The 16769-nt window shown below is 56.2% G+C and carries 15 protein-coding genes; 1 reads left to right on the top strand and 14 read right to left on the bottom strand.

Features of this window, described 5'->3' with window-relative positions:
* Positions 1-148: 148 nt before the first annotated feature.
* The 14 genes from wecG to trxA all read right to left on the bottom strand — a co-directional run bounded on the left by wecG (position 149) and on the right by trxA (position 15091).
* Positions 149-889, bottom strand: coding sequence for a lipopolysaccharide N-acetylmannosaminouronosyltransferase (gene wecG / locus ACESQ2_RS26590; protein ID WP_014227460.1), 741 nt, complete (start codon positions 887-889; stop codon positions 149-151).
* Between the two features lie 11 nt (positions 890-900).
* Entirely contained in the window at positions 901-2247 is a 1347-nt protein-coding gene (gene wzyE / locus ACESQ2_RS26585; protein ID WP_014227459.1) for an ECA oligosaccharide polymerase, read from the bottom strand.
* Entirely contained in the window at positions 2244-3323 is a 1080-nt protein-coding gene (locus tag ACESQ2_RS26580) for a TDP-N-acetylfucosamine:lipid II N-acetylfucosaminyltransferase (RefSeq protein ID WP_046878131.1), read from the bottom strand. Before ACESQ2_RS26580 ends, wzyE begins: the two co-directional genes overlap by 4 nt.
* Positions 3320-4570 carry a lipid III flippase WzxE gene (gene wzxE, locus ACESQ2_RS26575; RefSeq protein ID WP_046878132.1) on the bottom strand — a complete coding sequence of 417 codons (1251 nt, stop codon included), beginning with the start codon at positions 4568-4570 and terminating at the stop codon, positions 3320-3322. The genes ACESQ2_RS26580 and wzxE overlap by 4 nt, the downstream gene beginning before the upstream one ends.
* A gap of 1 nt (position 4571) precedes the next feature.
* Positions 4572-5702, bottom strand: coding sequence for a dTDP-4-amino-4,6-dideoxygalactose transaminase (gene rffA, locus ACESQ2_RS26570; RefSeq protein ID WP_049070984.1), 1131 nt, complete (start codon positions 5700-5702; stop codon positions 4572-4574).
* A 4-nt stretch (positions 5703-5706) separates the two neighbouring features.
* Entirely contained in the window at positions 5707-6381 is a 675-nt protein-coding gene (gene rffC / locus ACESQ2_RS26565) for a dTDP-4-amino-4,6-dideoxy-D-galactose acyltransferase (RefSeq protein ID WP_046878133.1), read from the bottom strand.
* Complete coding sequence (gene rfbA, locus ACESQ2_RS26560) at positions 6359-7240, bottom strand: glucose-1-phosphate thymidylyltransferase RfbA (RefSeq protein WP_064375203.1); 882 nt, start codon at positions 7238-7240, stop codon at positions 6359-6361. Before rfbA ends, rffC begins: the two co-directional genes overlap by 23 nt.
* A gap of 17 nt (positions 7241-7257) precedes the next feature.
* Positions 7258-8325: a dTDP-glucose 4,6-dehydratase gene (gene rffG, locus ACESQ2_RS26555; protein WP_032720759.1), complete on the bottom strand. Its 1068-nt coding sequence runs from the start codon at positions 8323-8325 to the stop codon at positions 7258-7260.
* Positions 8322-9584, bottom strand: a complete 1263-nt coding sequence (gene wecC / locus ACESQ2_RS26550; RefSeq protein WP_046878134.1) for a UDP-N-acetyl-D-mannosamine dehydrogenase — start codon at positions 9582-9584, stop codon at positions 8322-8324. Before wecC ends, rffG begins: the two co-directional genes overlap by 4 nt.
* Complete coding sequence (gene wecB, locus ACESQ2_RS26545; RefSeq protein WP_004097518.1) at positions 9581-10711, bottom strand: non-hydrolyzing UDP-N-acetylglucosamine 2-epimerase; 1131 nt, start codon at positions 10709-10711, stop codon at positions 9581-9583. The genes wecC and wecB overlap by 4 nt, the downstream gene beginning before the upstream one ends.
* A gap of 56 nt (positions 10712-10767) precedes the next feature.
* Positions 10768-11814, bottom strand: a complete 1047-nt coding sequence (gene wzzE, locus ACESQ2_RS26540) for an ECA polysaccharide chain length modulation protein (protein WP_014227454.1) — start codon at positions 11812-11814, stop codon at positions 10768-10770.
* Between the two features lie 21 nt (positions 11815-11835).
* Complete coding sequence (gene wecA / locus ACESQ2_RS26535) at positions 11836-12930, bottom strand: UDP-N-acetylglucosamine--undecaprenyl-phosphate N-acetylglucosaminephosphotransferase (protein WP_004097511.1); 1095 nt, start codon at positions 12928-12930, stop codon at positions 11836-11838.
* 242 nt (positions 12931-13172) lie between these two features.
* The gene (rho, locus tag ACESQ2_RS26530; protein WP_002883293.1) at positions 13173-14432 is read right to left on the bottom strand and encodes a transcription termination factor Rho; all 1260 of its coding nucleotides are present in this window, start codon (positions 14430-14432) and stop codon (positions 13173-13175) included.
* A 329-nt stretch (positions 14433-14761) separates the two neighbouring features.
* Positions 14762-15091, bottom strand: coding sequence for a thioredoxin TrxA (trxA, locus tag ACESQ2_RS26525; RefSeq protein WP_004097507.1), 330 nt, complete (start codon positions 15089-15091; stop codon positions 14762-14764).
* 341 nt (positions 15092-15432) lie between these two features.
* On the opposite strand from trxA, the gene rhlB reads away from it, so the two are divergent.
* Positions 15433-16698: an ATP-dependent RNA helicase RhlB gene (rhlB, locus tag ACESQ2_RS26520; RefSeq protein ID WP_004127388.1), complete on the top strand. Its 1266-nt coding sequence runs from the start codon at positions 15433-15435 to the stop codon at positions 16696-16698.
* Positions 16699-16769: the final 71 nt, after the last annotated feature.

Here is a 16769-nt window from a genome sequence, read left to right as displayed (position 1 = left end):
TAGCCCTGCCTGCGCGACGGTAAACTGACCGTCGCGTTTTAAGCATGCGAATGGTTAATGAATTTGAGGGAAATGGCAAATAAAGTATCAGGCGAGTGAAGACATTACACAGAATACCCAGGTAAACCCGCCCGCTTGCAGTGGAATGTCACAGCTTATCGGTGTAATGCCAGCGTAAATAGCGCAGCAGGCGCGCCTGCCTTTTTATGCGGCTCGGCTGCGAAACCAGGCGATAGAACCACTCCAGACCCAGGTCCTGCCAGAACTTCGGCGCCCGCTGAACGTGGCCGGTAAAAACATCGTAGGTGCCGCCCACGCCCATATACAGCGCCTGAGGATAAACGTCCCGACAGTCGCGCATCAGGATCTCCTGACGCGGCGAGCCCATCGCCACCGTGACGATCTTCGCCCCGCTATCGCGGATACGCTCAAATAGCGCCTGACGCTGGTCAGCGGCAAAATAGCCATCCTGGCTTCCAACGATATTCACGTTCCAGCGCTGGCGAAGCTGCTGCTCCGTCTGCGCCAGCACCTCGGGCTTGCCGCCGATCAGAAATACCGGCGTTCCCTGAGCGCCTGCGCGCGCCATCAGGGCTTCCCATAAATCGGCGCCGGCGACGCGCGACACCTGAGCCTGAGGGTATTTTTTACGTAATGAACGTACTACGCTGATGCCATCAGCGTATTTGAATTCTGCCGCTTCAATCAGCGCCCGGACTTCGGGGCTGTCTTCTACCGCCAGCATCTTCTCTGCATTAATCGCCACCAGCGTTCCCGTGCGGATCTCACCATCGGCGTACAGATAATCCAGAGCGTGTTGCATATCGCGCCAACCAATGAGTTGTAGCCCTCTCAGCAGGTACAACGGCGCGGATGTGGTCTCAGTCATGTACACCCTTATCAGACTTGAGGTTGCGTCAGCGGTTTGGCCCGCCGGTGAATCAGCCCCACGCTATCAAGGAACCAGTACAGCAGTTTTGCCGCCAGCAGGCAGATCCCAAAGATAACGAGGAAAAAAACCACGCGAGAGCCAAATGAATCCAGCCCTTCACGCGCCAGCACGATCATGTTGAAGATAGCGCCAAAACAGAAACTGTGCAGAATCGCCGCTTTATAGCGGTTCGTTTCCCGGTTGCCAAGCTCGTACAGCCAGTCAAACCATTTAATAATCAGCCCAACCGCCACCGCGCCCAGCGGGACGAACCAGACGCCGCCCATCACCACCAGCGAGCCAATCAGGGTCGGCGAAATCGCCAGACCAGAATGATTATTCAATACTTCCCAGGTGAAATAGTTCGCGGTATTGAGCACCATTGTCGGACGACCGTGCCACAACCAGCTGGGGATAAAGACGTAAAAATCCCGGATGATTGGCGCCAGCCCCTGGAACTCAATCTTGTCGTAATTTTGCAGCAGCAGGGCCAGATTCTCCCACGGCGAGAAGGTGTCGCGGGTCAGATAGAGGAAAGTATAAAACGCCTCATCGCCGCTGACGTTCATGCCATAGCGCTTCAGGGCCAGCCAGAACATACCAACGATGCCCAGCACGCCCGCAGCCGCCAGCATCCACAGGCTGATCCAGCCGCGAATGATGCCGATAAACAGGAAGATGGCAAACGCGATGATGATATTCGCCCGGGTGCCGCCAACGATGGCGTAGGTCAGCAGGCCAAAGGCGACGGTGCTGACAAGGAAGAATATCCACGCTTTATAATCCTGACGCAGAAAATAGACCACCAGCATTGCCGGGATGAAAAAGTAGAAGAAGCGCTTTAGCGCCACGCCGGAGACTTCGCTGGAGAAGATCTGGCTATAGGAGTTGAGCTTGAATAACAGGAAGCCGTTATGCGCAAAGAAGATGCCGACGCAAAGCAGCGCCAGCCCCAGCAAAATGCCCCAGGTGAGGTGGGTCTCCACGCGATTCATCGTAAACAGCGGACGATGCGGATGACCGTGCGTCGCCGACCGTAGCCGCGTTTTATAAGTCACGTAGTAAACCGCATAAAAGCAGACGGAAACCAGCAGGGTTTGCAGCAGAATTTCCGGCGGGGCGACCGCGACGTCAAAGCGGAACACCAGAATACTGGTCAGCGGGAAGCCAAAGAAAAACGTCAGCAGATACAGCAGCGAGAAAAAGACGTTGAAGTTGAAGCGTACGCGACGAAATTCAAAGTACGTGGCGGTGGCGATAAATAGCGTCGACAGCAGCCAGACCAGCAGCAGCCCGCTAAATTGCATTAATGTCATGCGTCCACCCCCGCAGCAATTCGCAACGCTCGTCGCCAGCCCGTCAGGTAATTCGGCCGGAAGAAGGCGATTTGATTTTTATCCACTCCGGCCAGCTGGCGCTGCGCTTCACGCACAACGCTCACGTCCAGCGCATCGCTGGTAAAGAGTACCGGAATATGCTGCTCCGACATATCCTGCCAGAAGGGGTTCTCCCGGTTCAGCACGCAGGGGATCCCCGCCTGAATCAGCAGGCACAGCGTGCCGATACCCTGCTGGCGGGCAAACAGGAAGTAGCCAAGATCGCAGCGGCGGAGCAGGGCAAGGTAGTCATCAAACGCCAGCTTGTCGCTCAATACCTGGAAATGCTGCGGGCTGAACAGCGCCGCGCCGGCCGCGCGGACTTCGTTGATGTAGTCGCCATTATTTGCCGGATAACCCATCGGCACGACAACGTTAACCGTATCGCCAAACTGCTGGCGAATCGCACGCAGCGCCGCGATATGCTCGTTGCTACGGTCGCCGGAATTACCCACCAGGATAGTGAGCGTGTTGCCGCGCGGCGCGCTAACGGCGAGCGAATTCAGCGCCGGATCCATGCGGGTCGGAAAGTAGAGCAGCTCTCCCGCTACGCCAGAATGGCGGGCGGCGAACCAGCTCAAATCGCCCCGGGTCGCAAACACGCGGCCTACCCGGCCCTGCGCCAGGCGCCGCAGGGGATAAAACAGGCGAAACTTCAGGCTGGCGGAGTTCTCGTACAGATCCGCTCCCCAGATATGCCAGTTAAACTGCGCCGGGCGGATCCCGCCGCTGAGCAACGCCAGCCACAGGCCGGTATTAAACTGGCCGTGAAAGAAAAAGCGCTGCTGCCGGTTCGCCTTTGCCAGCGCGATAACCGCCTTTGCCAGCGACTTTTTCCCCGGATAGCAGCGAATGGAGAGTGCGGGATAAACGGCGCAAATTTCTGTCGCATCACCGACGACCATAAACAGGCGAGCCTGTTCGTCATCCACGGCCAGCTCATCATTAAAGAACCGCAGCACGGTCTGGTTGTGGTGCGGGATATCCGATCCCAGTACATGTATCAGTGCTGTCATGCCCGTTTACGCCAAAGTAAAAACACGCCGCTGCAGAGGGCGAAATAAACAATATAGGTAGCCATATACGCCTGCGCCGCGCCGATTGCGCCGTGCGCCGGGATAAGCCAGTGCGAGAATGCGGTCAACAGCGTGAACTGGCTGATTTCCGTCAGAATATAAAAACGCAGCGAGGCTTTGGCGATCACCAGATAACCATAAACATAAGCCCCGACCTTTAACACATCGCCCACCAGCTGCCAGGCAAACAGATCGCGCATCGCCGTAAAGCGGTCGGAAAAAAGTAGCCAGATAGCGAAATCACGCAGTAGCCACACCGTTAAGCTCGCTGCCGCCACCGCCGGGAGGACAAATTTTAACGATTTGCCAATCTCGCGGGTGATATCCGCTTTCGCCGTCAGACGGGACAGCGTCGGTAAAAGATAAACGCTAAATGACGCGGTAATAAACTGCAAATAGGCGTCGGAGATGCTGCTCACCCCTTGCCAGATCCCCACCGCTTCCCAGCCATAGTGGGCCGCCAGCAGGTTACGCATCATCACGTAGGCGACCGGCAGCGTCACCGAGGTAATCAGCGCCATCAGGGTAAATTTCGACAGCTGCCCCGCCAGGCCGTTGTCCCAGCGCGGGCGCAGCGCGCTTAGCGGAATATTGCCGCGATGCCACAGTACGATAGCCGCCGGCACCACCACCAGCGCCGGCACCAGCGCCAGCCCCAGCAATGCGCCCTGATAGCCGCCAAAACGGTAGCAGGCATAGTACGCCGCCACGCCAATCAGGCTCCCGGCGATAAGCGACAGCGCATTACCCGCCGCATCGCGAAAGCCTTTCATCAGCGCTAACAGGAAATTCGCCCAGGCAATCCCCATCTGCACCAGCGCCACCAGCCGTACCAGATTCTGGTAATGTTGATGACCGAATAGCCCCTGGCTTATTGGCGCGGCCGCCAGCAGGAAGATCAGCGCCAGCAGGGTGGAGAAACCGAGTACCATCGCTGAAGCGGTGCCAACGACGTTGTTCAACTGCCGGCGATCGTCATGATGCTGGGCCACCAGCTTCGTGACGCCGTTAAATATCCCGGCCCCCGCCAGCACGCCAAGCACGGTCACCAGCTGGCGGAAGTTACCCGCCTGCCCCACGCCAGCCGGGCCGAACGACACGGCCAGCAGTTTTACCACCAGCAGACCGGCGCCGATTTTGACCAGCGTGGACGCCGCGGTCCACAGAGACGCTTTTGCCAGCGACATATCAGGAGAAATAGCTCAGCAGCGAGTTAATCACCGTGCGCTGGTTAACGTTCGACAAATTGTAGAATAACGGCAGGCGCAGCAGGCGTTCGCTCTCCTGGGTCGTGTAGCGATCCGTCCCGTGGAACTCGCCGAAGTTCTCCCCGGCCGGGCAGCTGTGCAGCGGGATATAGTGGAATACCGCCAGAATTTCCGCCTCTTTCAGCCAGGCGATCAGCTTGCTGCGATCGTCAATATCGCGCAGCTTGATATAGAACATATGCGCATTTTGCCCGCAGTCGGCAGGCACGATGGGCAGATCGATACGCCCGGCGCGCGCCAGCGGCAGCAGGGCGTCGTAGTAGTTCTGCCACAGCGCCAGACGCTGCTGGTTAATCCGCTCCGCCGCTTCCAGCTGCGCCCACAGATAGGCCGCCTGTAAATCGGACATCAGGTAGCTGGAGCCGATATCGCGCCAGGTATATTTGTCCACCAGGCCACGGAAAAATTGGCTGCGGTTGGTGCCTTTTTCACGAATGATCTCCGCGCGTTCTATCAGCATGCGATCGTTAATCAGCGTTGCGCCGCCTTCACCGCCCGCGGTGTAGTTTTTGGTTTCATGGAAGCTGAAGCAGCCAATATGGCCGATAGTGCCGAGCGCCCGTCCTTTATAGGTCGACATCACGCCCTGAGCGGCATCCTCCACCACAAACAGATTATGCTTGCTGGCGATAGCCATAATGGTGTCCATCTCGCAGGCCACGCCGGCGTAGTGGACCGGTACAATCGCGCGGGTTTTCTCGGTGATGGCCGCTTCAATCAGCGTTTCATCGATATTCATGGTATCGCGACGAATATCAACGAAGACGATTTTCGCGCCGCGCAGCACAAAGGCGTTGGCGGTGGAGACGAAGGTATAGCTCGGCATAATCACTTCATCGCCCGGCTGAATATCCAGCAGCAGCGCCGCCATTTCCAGCGAAGCGGTGCAGGACGGCGTCAGCAGCGCTTTCGCGGTGCCAAAACGCTGCTCCATCCACTGCTGGCAGCGGCGGGTAAAACCGCCATCGCCGCACAGCTTGCCGCTCCCCATCGCGGACTGCATATAATCAAGCTCGGTGCCCACCACCGGCGGCGCGTTAAATGGAATCATCATGTCACCTGTATAACCAGTACGCGGTGCTTTCGACATTGGCACCGCTAAGAATGTAACGTTTAAGCGCGGCGGTGTTGCCCATCTGGGTCGCCACCCGCAGTGTCGTCAGCTCGCGCAGCGCGGCCCAGCGCTGCGCCGCCTGCATTAATTCCGCTCCGGCGCCGCGTCCGGCCAGCAGGCCAATCCTCGCCTCGCGCTCGCTGAGCTGGCGCAGGGAGACAAACGCGCGGATATCGCCGTCAGGGGCGCGAAGCACCAGACACTGGTGATCGAAGGTTCCGCGCACCGCATTTTCAATCCACTGGGCGTAGAAACGACCGCTGGCATCGTCGGCGTACCAGGGGGCGCGAAAACGGCTCTGCGCAAAGGCCAGCGCCGCCAGTTCGCGCAGCCGGGGGATATCCACCTCGGTCGCCGGCTCGGCGCCGATATCATCAGAAGCCGCGGGCGAAAGCGCAAGATCGACCTCGCCCTCCACCAGCCGGAAGCCTAATGCCTGCAGCGAATCCAGGCGCGCGGCATCATCCGCCGCGACTTTCGCCTGCACCCGTGACCAGTTCGCCAGCGCGTCCACCGTCAGCGGCGGCGCATCGTCGCCAAAGCGGAGAATGGCGCTATTGACGCCGAAGAAGCGGTTTTCCCACTCAAGGGGCTCAATACTGGCGCGGGCGGGCACGGAGTAAATCCAGTAAGTATTGGCCGTAGCCGGTTTTTTCCAGCCGTTTCGCCGCTCGCTTCACGCCGTCGTCATCCAGCCAGCCATTGCGCCAGGCGATTTCTTCCAGGCAAGCAATTTTAAAGCCCTGACGCTTCTCCACCGTCTGCACAAACATGCTGGCCTCGATCAGGCTATCGTGCGTGCCGGTGTCCAACCAGGCAAAACCACGTCCCAGCAGCTCCACCGTCAGTGCACCATCATCGAGGTACATTTGATTGATGGAAGTGATCTCCAGCTCACCGCGCTCTGAGGGTTTAACCCGCTTCGCGTACTCTGCCGCTTTACCATCGTAAAAATAGAGGCCGGTTACCGCCCAGTTAGACTTGGGCTGCCTGGGCTTCTCTTCCAGAGAAATGGCGCGGAATTCGTCATCAAACTCCACCACGCCAAAGCGTTCCGGGTCCATCACCTGATAGCCGAACACCGTCGCCCCGGTCATGCGGGCCGCGACGCTACGCAGCTTCGGGCTAAAACCCTGGCCGAAAAAGATGTTATCGCCCAGCACCAGACATGAGGGCTCACCGTTGAGAAAAGCCTCTCCAATGATAAAAGCCTGCGCCAGCCCGTCCGGGCTTGGCTGCGCGGCGTAGCTTAGCTGCATGCCGAACTCCGAACCATCACCAAGCAGTCGTTGGAAATCACGCTGGTCATCCGGAGTGGTAATGATCAACACTTCGCGAATCCCGGCCAGCATCAGCACCGAGAGCGGATAGTAGATCATCGGCTTGTCGTAGATAGGTAGCAGCTGTTTTGAGACGCCGCGCGTGATCGGATGCAGGCGAGTACCCGATCCGCCAGCCAGAATAATACCTTTCATTTTTCCCCCTCAAGCGCTCAGGCATGCAGCCCCAGGCGTTCGCCCTGATAGCTGCCGTCCAGCACCTGCCGCCACCAGGATTCATTGGCCAGATACCACGCAACGGTTTTGCGCATCCCGCTGGTAAACGTTTCATCCGGCGTCCAGCCCAGCTCACGCTCTATTTTCGTCGCGTCAATGGCATAGCGCAGGTCATGGCCGGGACGATCGGCAACAAAAGTGATGAGATCGCGATAGCACGCCAGGCCATCCGGCTTGTGCGGCGCCAGCTCTTCCAGCAGATCGCAAATGGTTTCTACCACCTCGATATTCTTCCGTTCATTATGGCCGCCAATATTGTAAGTTTCGCCCGGCTCACCGCGCGTTGCTACCTGATAGAGCGCCCTGGCGTGATCTTCAACGAACAGCCAGTCGCGGATCTGCTGCCCGTTGCCATAAACCGGCAGCGGTTTGCCCGCCAGCGCATTCAGGATGGTCAGCGGGATCAGTTTTTCCGGGAAATGATACGGCCCATAGTTATTCGAGCAGTTAGTGACCAGCGCTGGCAAGCCGTAGGTCCTCTGCCAGGCGCGAACCAGATGGTCGCTGCTGGCTTTCGAGGCCGAATAGGGACTGCTGGGCGCATAGGCCGTTGTTTCGGTAAAAAACGCGCCGCTGTCGTGTAGATCGCCATAGACCTCATCCGTTGAGATGTGGTGGAAACGAAAGGCGGATTTTTTATCTCTCGCCAGCGTATTCCACCAGGCCCGAGCAGCTTCCAGCAGCGTATAGGTCCCGACAATGTTGGTTTCGATAAACGCCGCCGGGCCATCAATAGAGCGGTCGACGTGGCTTTCGGCAGCCAGATGCATCACCGTATCGGGCTGATAGTGGCGAAATACCCGATCCAGTTCGGCGCGATTGCAGATATCCACCCGTTCAAAAGCAAAACGCGGATCCCCAGCTACAGGCGCCAGCGACATCAGATTCCCGGCGTAGGTCAGCTTATCAATAATCACCACGTTATCGCTGGTTGCGGTAATGATTTCGCGCACCACCGCCGAACCGATGAATCCGGCGCCGCCGGTGACCAGAATCGTGCTCACCGCCACACCCCTTTGGTATCGACGATAAACTGCTGGCTAACGCTCTCCCCGCCAACCGCTTTAAATTCTTTATGATCGACCAGCATCACCAGCACCTCGGCGCTCGCCAGCGCCTCGTCCAGCGACGCCAGAGCGCACAGTCCGTCGAGCTTTTTCGGCAGCTGATGAATATTTGGCTCAACGACCAGGGTTTCGCCGCCGTGCCAGCGGGCGATCTGCGCGGCAATGGCCATGGCCGGGCTTTCGCGCAGGTCATCAATATTCGGCTTAAACGCGAGGCCAAAACAGGCGATTTTTAGCTCGCTGGCGCGTTTGTTGCTGGCGGCGAGGCAGTCGGCGACCCGCGCTTTGACCTGATCGATCACCCATTCTGGTTTGTGGTCGTTGACTTCACGCGCGGTCCGGATAAGCCGCGCCTGCTGCGGGTTTTGCGCCACGATAAACCACGGGTCGACCGCGATGCAGTGGCCGCCAACGCCCGGCCCCGGCTGGAGGATATTGACGCGCGGATGACGATTCGCCAGACGAATCAGTTCCCAGACGTTGATCCCCTGATCGGCGCAAATTAGCGAAAGTTCATTGGCAAAAGCGATATTAACGTCGCGAAAGCTGTTTTCAGTCAGCTTGCACATCTCGGCGGTGCGCGAGTTGGTCACCACACATTCGCCTTCGAGGAATATTTTATACAGCTCGCTGGCGCGGGCTGAGCAAACCGGCGACATGCCGCCAATCACGCGATCGTTTTTAATCAGCTCAACCATCACCTGCCCCGGCAACACGCGCTCCGGACAGTAGGCGATATTGACGTCCGCCGCTTCGCCAACCTGCTGCGGGAAGCTCAGATCGGGGCGCATTTCCGCCAGCCAGCCCGCCATCTGCTCGGTTGAACCCACCGGCGAGGTGGACTCAAGGATAACCAGCGACCCTTTCTTCAGCGTCGGTGCGATAGATTTCGCCGCCGACTCGACGAAAACCATATCCGGTTCGTGCAGGTCTTTAAACGGCGTCGGCACCGCAATCAGGTAAGCGTCGGCTTCTACCGGCGCGGTAGTGGCGCTCAGGTAGCCCTGCTCGACCGCCGTTTTGACGACGCTCGCCAGATCCGGCTCCACGATATGAATTTCACCACGGTTAATGGTCTCCACGGCGTGTTGATTGATATCAACGCCGACCACCCGCTTTTGCCGGGAGGCGAACGCGGCAGCGGTTGGCAGGCCAATATATCCAAGGCCAATCACTGAAATGGTAGAAAAATTCATAGCGTTACCTGATTATTTTTAAGTGCAGACAAAATACGATGACACGCATGTCCATCGCCATACGGGTTATGCGCCCGGCTCATGGCCTGATACGCGGACTCATCTTGCAGCAGGCGCGTGACTTCATTGACGATGCGCTGGCTATCGGTACCCACCAGGCACACGGTGCCCGCGCTGACCGCCTCCGGGCGCTCGGTCATTTCACGCATCACCAGCACCGGTTTCCCGAGCGAGGGCGCCTCTTCCTGGATACCGCCGGAATCGGTCAGGATCAACCACGCGCGGTTCATCAGCCAGACAAACGGCAAATAATCCTGCGGCTCAATAAGTATGACGTTCTCAACGTGGCCGAGAATGCGCTTCACCGGTTCGCTGACGTTCGGATTCAAATGCACCGGATAGACGATTTGTACGTCCGGATTGTTCGCGGCGATCTCCGCCAGCGCATGGCAGATTTGCTCGAAACCGCGGCCAAAGCTTTCCCGACGGTGTCCAGTGACCAGAATCATCTTCTTGCCGTTGGCGAGGAAGGGATAACGCTGAGTCAGCTCGTTGTGCAGGGCTTCATCGCTCAACACCCGGTCGCGCACCCAGAATAGCGCGTCAATAACCGTATTACCGGTTACCGTGATCCGATTGTCGGCGATGTTTTCCCGCAGCAGGTTCTGCCTTGAGGTTTCGGTCGGCGCAAAGTGGTACGTCGCCAGATGCCCGGTCAACGTACGGTTCCCCTCTTCCGGCCACGGCGAGCTCAGATCGCCCGTGCGCAGCCCGGCTTCCACGTGTCCTACCGGGATCCGCTGATAGAAAGCGGCCAGACTTGCCGCCATCGTCGTGGTGGTATCGCCATGCACCAGCACCACGTCTGGCTTAAACGACTCCAGCACCGGCTTTAAACCTTCAAGGATGCGACAGGTAATCTCCGTCAATCCCTGACCCGGCTGCATAATGTTAAGGTCGTATTCCGGAACAATAGAAAAAAGTTTCAACACCTGATCGAGCATCTCCCGATGCTGCGCGGTCACGCAAACTTTCGCCTCAAAATGAGGATCCTTTGCCAGCGCATGAACCAGAGGCGCCATCTTGATAGCTTCTGGTCTCGTGCCAAATACCGTTAGTACTTTCACATCGATTCTCTTCGATTAGGCGATGAAGGCGACATATCCTTCACCACAGGCCGCATTCACTGGACACGGCGACGCGATAACGCAACGCCTGCGCCGATGAGCGCGCCCACAATCCCCCACATCACCATCAGAAACACGCGGCGCGGGCTATCGCGTTTTACCGGTTCTTCAGGCGTTCGCAAATACCTGTAAGTCTGAAAACGCGGGTCCAGGGTCGGCCCCACGTTCAACGTCGTTAACATGGCACGGCTTTGGTCATAATCAAGATCGTACTGCGGCCCCACCGCCTGCAGATTTTCCAGCCGGGCCTGCAGCATTGGACGCCCCAGTAAAAACAGCTCGGAATCCGGCAGCTGGTCTGGTGGAATATCGGTTTCGCTGCGGGAGATGTTGTGCTGCTGCGCGACTTTCAGCGCCTGTTCCACGCTGTGCATGCGGCGATTGAAAATCTCTCGCGCCACCTCTTCCTGGCGCTTCACCTGCGCTTTCATCTGTACGGTACGCGCGGCCCAGGCGCCTTTGAGCTCATCATTCAGATGCCCTGCCGCACGCTGGCTGGCGAAAGCCACATACTGGCGCAGCAGATTGTTGGCATCAGGCGCGGTTTCTGCCGTCAGCTTCACGCTATCGTTGATGCTTTTTAGCGCATCGCCGGGCATGAACTGGATATCGTTAATCAGGTCATCCAACAGCGCGGCATCGGCGCGAGCGTTACCCGACTGGCGCTGCTTGTAGTAGTCCGTTTGCAACCAGAAGTCGCGGCGGGTATCCCACGACGCCTGCTGCATGATGAACTCTTTATATGCTTCGTCCATGACCGAAGGCTGATCGACAGAGACGAGATTGGCCTTGATATCGAGATTGCGTAAGAACTGCTGTTGTGAATAGTATCCCCCCAGCATGTTCACCGTCGGTCGGTCGGTAATCGCCGTCGCGCTCCACTCCTGACGAGCAAAAAAGGTATAAACCAGAACAATCAGTGCAAAGAGCACTGCGATACCTGCTATCCAGCTTTTTCCGGCCCATAAGGCGCGAAACAGCCCGCGAATATCCAGCTCGTTCTCAACGTTCACTGTTTGTGCTCCCGGTAATGGTTGAGTCATCACGTCCCCAGATTGACTTGGTTAATTTGGATTATTGCCGCTGTGTCGCCGTATTCTGCGTCTAATGCGCTTAACCATGCGCGCCACTTTCCAGGCGCGTTTAATGCAGTAGCCATAAAGAAAGAAGGCTAACAAAAAGAGTATTAACATCACCCATTCAGGAACAATGCGGGTGTATTCCGCCACCACGCCAACCAGGGCCAGCAGCGCGGCGGCCAGGGTGATCAGCACAAACGCCTGACGGGAAGTAAACCCGGCGCGCATGATTAAATGATGAATATGCTGACGGTCCGGGGAGAATGGGCTCATCCCTTTGCGCAGGCGACGGTACATAATCGCCACCATATCCATCAACGGAATAGCGATAATCCACAGCGCCGTGACCGGGCTGATAGGATGCGTTTTTCCCTGCGTGGTCTCCAGCAGGATCCAGATGATAGTGAAGCCAATCATGGTGCTGCCGGCATCACCCATAAAGACCTTATAGCGACGACCAAGCGCACCGAGGTTAAGTAAAATATAGGGCAAAATGGCGGCGATCATCGCAAAACACCACATCGCCAGGCTGTACTGGCCATCAAACCACAGGATAATGCCCGTTGCCGCGAAAGAGACTGACGATAGACCGCCAAGCAGCCCATCGATACCATCAACCATATTGAAGGCGTTGATCGCCGCCCAGACGGCGAACAGCGTGAGGAAGAAGCCAAAAGGGCCGAGCACCAGCTCCCATGAGCCGAATATAAAACCGAGGCTACTAAGATGAAGATTACCCACCATCATCATAATGACGGCGATAGCGGCTTGAATAACCGCGCGAATTTTTACGCTGATATCAAAGCGATCGTCCAGCGCACCGACCAGCACGAGTACCCCGGCACATCCCAGGTATAACCGAGCGTGGGGAATGTAATAATCGGCGATAGCAAACGTAAAACAAATACCTGCGAAAACTGAAATACCACCGACTAACGGAATCAAACCCTGATGCCGTTTGCGATAGTTAGGTTTATCCACCAGCCCAACTCTTTTTGCCGCCTTGCGAGCGATAAATATAAACAGGGTGGTGAATAAGAAAATACTGATTAATTCAGTAATAGCAGTGAGTAAATTCACAACGCATGTGCTCTCAGCATAGTTAATCCGGGAAGTATAACGATGATGCCTCAACTCCAGAAGGGGCAAAGCAGAACATTACAAATTTATTGTAGAAATTTTAGACTGTTAAAGCCGTCTCTGCCTGCCATCATCCTGCGCATATCATACGTTAAGACCCATTTTGTTTTCCCTTCCTGGATCATACAAACCCGGAAAACAAAACGCCACGCAATAGCGTGGCGTTCTCTGGCGTTTTTAGCTTACGAGCGCTTCATCATGTCGAAGAAGTCATCGTTAGTTTTGGTCATCGCCAGTTTATTGATGAGGAATTCCATCGCGTCAATCTCACCCATCGGGTGAATGATTTTACGCAGGATCCACATCTTCTGCAGCTCTTCCTGAGTGGTGAGCAGCTCTTCTTTACGGGTACCGGAACGGTTGTAGTCGATAGCCGGGAAGACGCGTTTTTCTGCGATCTTACGAGAGAGGTGAAGCTCCATGTTACCGGTGCCTTTAAACTCTTCGTAGATAACTTCGTCCATTTTAGAACCGGTATCGATCAGCGCCGTAGCGATAATCGTCAGGCTGCCGCCCTCTTCCACGTTACGCGCGGCACCGAAGAAACGCTTCGGACGATGCAGGGCGTTGGCGTCCACACCACCGGTCAACACTTTACCGGAAGCCGGGACGACGGTGTTGTAGGCACGCGCCAGACGGGTAATGGAGTCGAGCAGAATGATAACGTCTTTCTTATGCTCAACCAGACGCTTCGCTTTCTCGATAACCATCTCGGCAACCTGAACGTGGCGAGATGCCGGCTCGTCAAAGGTAGAAGCGACAACTTCGCCTTTAACCAGACGCTGCATCTCGGTCACTTCTTCCGGACGTTCGTCGATCAGCAGTACCATCAGAACGCAATCAGGATGGTTGTACGCAATGCTCTGCGCGATGTTCTGCAGCAGCATGGTTTTACCGGCCTTCGGCGGCGCAACAATCAGACCACGCTGGCCACGGCCGATCGGCGATGCCAGATCCAGGACGCGAGCGGTTAAGTCTTCCGTTGAGCCGTTACCACGCTCCATACGCAGACGTGAATTTGCGTGCAGAGGGGTTAAGTTCTCGAACAGAATCTTGTTACGCGCGTTTTCCGGCTTATCGTAGTTAACTTCGTTAACTTTCAACAACGCAAAGTAACGCTCACCCTCTTTAGGAGGACGAATCTTACCGGAAATGGTGTCACCAGTGCGGAGGTTGAAGCGGCGGATTTGGCTGGGGGATACGTAGATGTCGTCGGGACCGGCGAGGTAGGAGCTGTCTGCTGAACGGAGGAAACCAAATCCATCCTGCAGTATCTCCAGTACGCCATCGCCAAAGATATCCTCGCCACTCTTCGAATGCTGCTTGAGGATGGCAAAAATAATATCCTGCTTACGCATACGGGCCAGGTTTTCCAGCCCCATATTTTCGCCGAGAGTAATCAGCTCAGAAACCGGCGTATTCTTTAATTCGGTAAGATTCATAATGGTGTGGGTTCTTAAACTCGGGGTAATTCTCGAACTTAATGTTGTGAATGGTATGGCAGGAACATCCATGCCTGTTAACGGCCTTCATCTCGTGTCTGTACGTTGCCTGGTCACAGGAAAGAACGCAGAACTGAAACGACTAAACGGAATGAGTGATAAGCCCGGATTATAAGCCTCACGCGCATTTTTGCGGGACGCTTTGGGTAAAACAAGATTCAAACAAAGGTATGTTTAAAACGAAGTCTGAGATTAACTTAGCACGACTCTCGCCGGGCGTCCAGAGATCCGCAAAAAATTGGACGCTGGACGCCGGGAGAACAAGCCGCTTACGCCAGGTTGGCGTCGAGGAACTCTTTCAGCTGGCCTTTGGACAGCGCGCCAACTTTGGTCGCTGCCACTTCGCCATTTTTGAACAGCAGCAGGGTCGGGATGCCGCGAATGCCGTATTTCGGCGCAGTACCCGGGTTCTGATCGATGTTCAGTTTCGCAATGGTCAGTTTGCCCTGATACTCTTCAGCGATCTCATCCAGAATCGGGGCGATCATTTTGCACGGACCACACCACTCTGCCCAGAAATCGACGAGGGTTAGCCCGTCAGCCTTGAGTACGTCCGTGTCAAAACTGTCGTCAGTCAGGTGAATAATTTTATCGCTCATATTTAACTCCACAGGAATAAGCCTGGTGTGTTGGTGTCGCGGCCATCAACGACGTGTCGATGCTACGTTATGCACGCTGTTCTTCAGAATGCCTCTTTTATCTCTCTGCATCACAATGCCCATCATGAACTTTGCCCCGCAAAAGATAAAGCAACCAGCGTTCAAACCGGCTTATCGCAGATTTGTCACCCTCGCCTCGCTTAGTAGTCTAAGCTTTCGAAGATTCGTTCAGTTGCCGCAGACGCACCTTGAATAATTTCATACATAGCCAACGAAAGGTTGACGTTATTTCACCGGATACGCTTTCTTAATGCAATAGTTAGCTGATATTCTACCACACTATGAGCAAAACACATTTAACAGAACAGAAGTTTTCCGACTTCGCCCTGCACCCGGCAGTGATTGAAGCCCTTGAAAAGAAAGGGTTTCATAATTGTACACCCATTCAGGCACTCGCCCTCCCGCTTACGCTGGAAGGTCGCGATGTCGCCGGGCAGGCGCAAACCGGTACCGGTAAAACGATGGCGTTTCTGACGTCAACGTTTCATTATCTTCTCACTCACCCGGCGATCGCTGACCGCCAGGTCAACCAGCCGCGCGCGCTGATCATGGCGCCGACGCGTGAACTGGCGGTTCAGATCCACGCTGACGCCGAACCGCTGGCGCAGGCTACCGGTCTGAAACTCGGCTTGGCTTACGGCGGCGACGGCTACGATAAGCAGCTGAAAGTGCTGGAAAGCGGCGTGGATATTCTGATCGGTACCACCGGTCGCCTTATCGACTACGCCAAACAGAACCATATTAACCTCGGCGCCATTCAGGTTGTCGTGCTTGACGAAGCCGATCGCATGTACGATCTCGGCTTTATTAAAGATATCCGTTGGCTGTTCCGCCGTATGCCGCCAGCGAATCAGCGCCTGAACATGCTGTTCTCTGCCACCCTTTCTTATCGCGTCCGTGAACTGGCGTTCGAACAAATGAACAACGCCGAGTACGTCGAAGTTGAGCCTGAGCAGAAAACGGGCCACCGTATTAAAGAAGAGCTGTTCTATCCTTCCAACGAAGAAAAAATGCGCCTGCTGCAGACGCTGCTGGAAGAAGAGTGGCCGGATCGCGCGATTATTTTCGCCAACACCAAACATCGTTGTGAAGATATCTGGGGTCACCTGGCGGCGGACGGCCATCGCGTTGGTCTGTTAACCGGCGACGTCGCGCAGAAAAAACGTCTGCGCATTCTCGATGAATTTACCCGCGGCGATATCGACATTCTGGTCGCAACCGACGTTGCCGCCCGCGGTCTGCATATTCCGGCCGTTACGCACGTCTTTAACTACGACCTGCCGGACGATTGCGAAGACTACGTTCACCGTATTGGCCGTACCGGCCGCGCTGGCGCCAGCGGTCACTCCATCAGCCTGGCCTGTGAAGAGTACGCGCTGAATCTGCCGGCAATTGAAACCTATATCGGCCATTCAATTCCGGTCAGCAAATACAATTCGGACGCGCTGATGACTGAACTGCCCAGACCGCTACGTCTTACGCGCCCGCGCCCGGGCAACGGCCCGCGTCGTAACGGTCCGCCACGTAATCGTCGTCGTTCAGGTTAAAGCACTATGCCATACACAAAATCATTCAAGTTGCATCAAGGCCGCAGGAAAGCGAATCGCGGCGAGCTGAC

Origin of the sequence: Klebsiella sp. Q11, from assembly GCF_964241505.1 — a bacterium.
Classification (GTDB): Bacteria; Pseudomonadota; Gammaproteobacteria; order Enterobacterales; family Enterobacteriaceae; genus Klebsiella; species Klebsiella michiganensis.
Note: the sequence above shows the minus strand (reverse complement) of the source record. Positions and strands in the feature narration are given on the sequence as shown.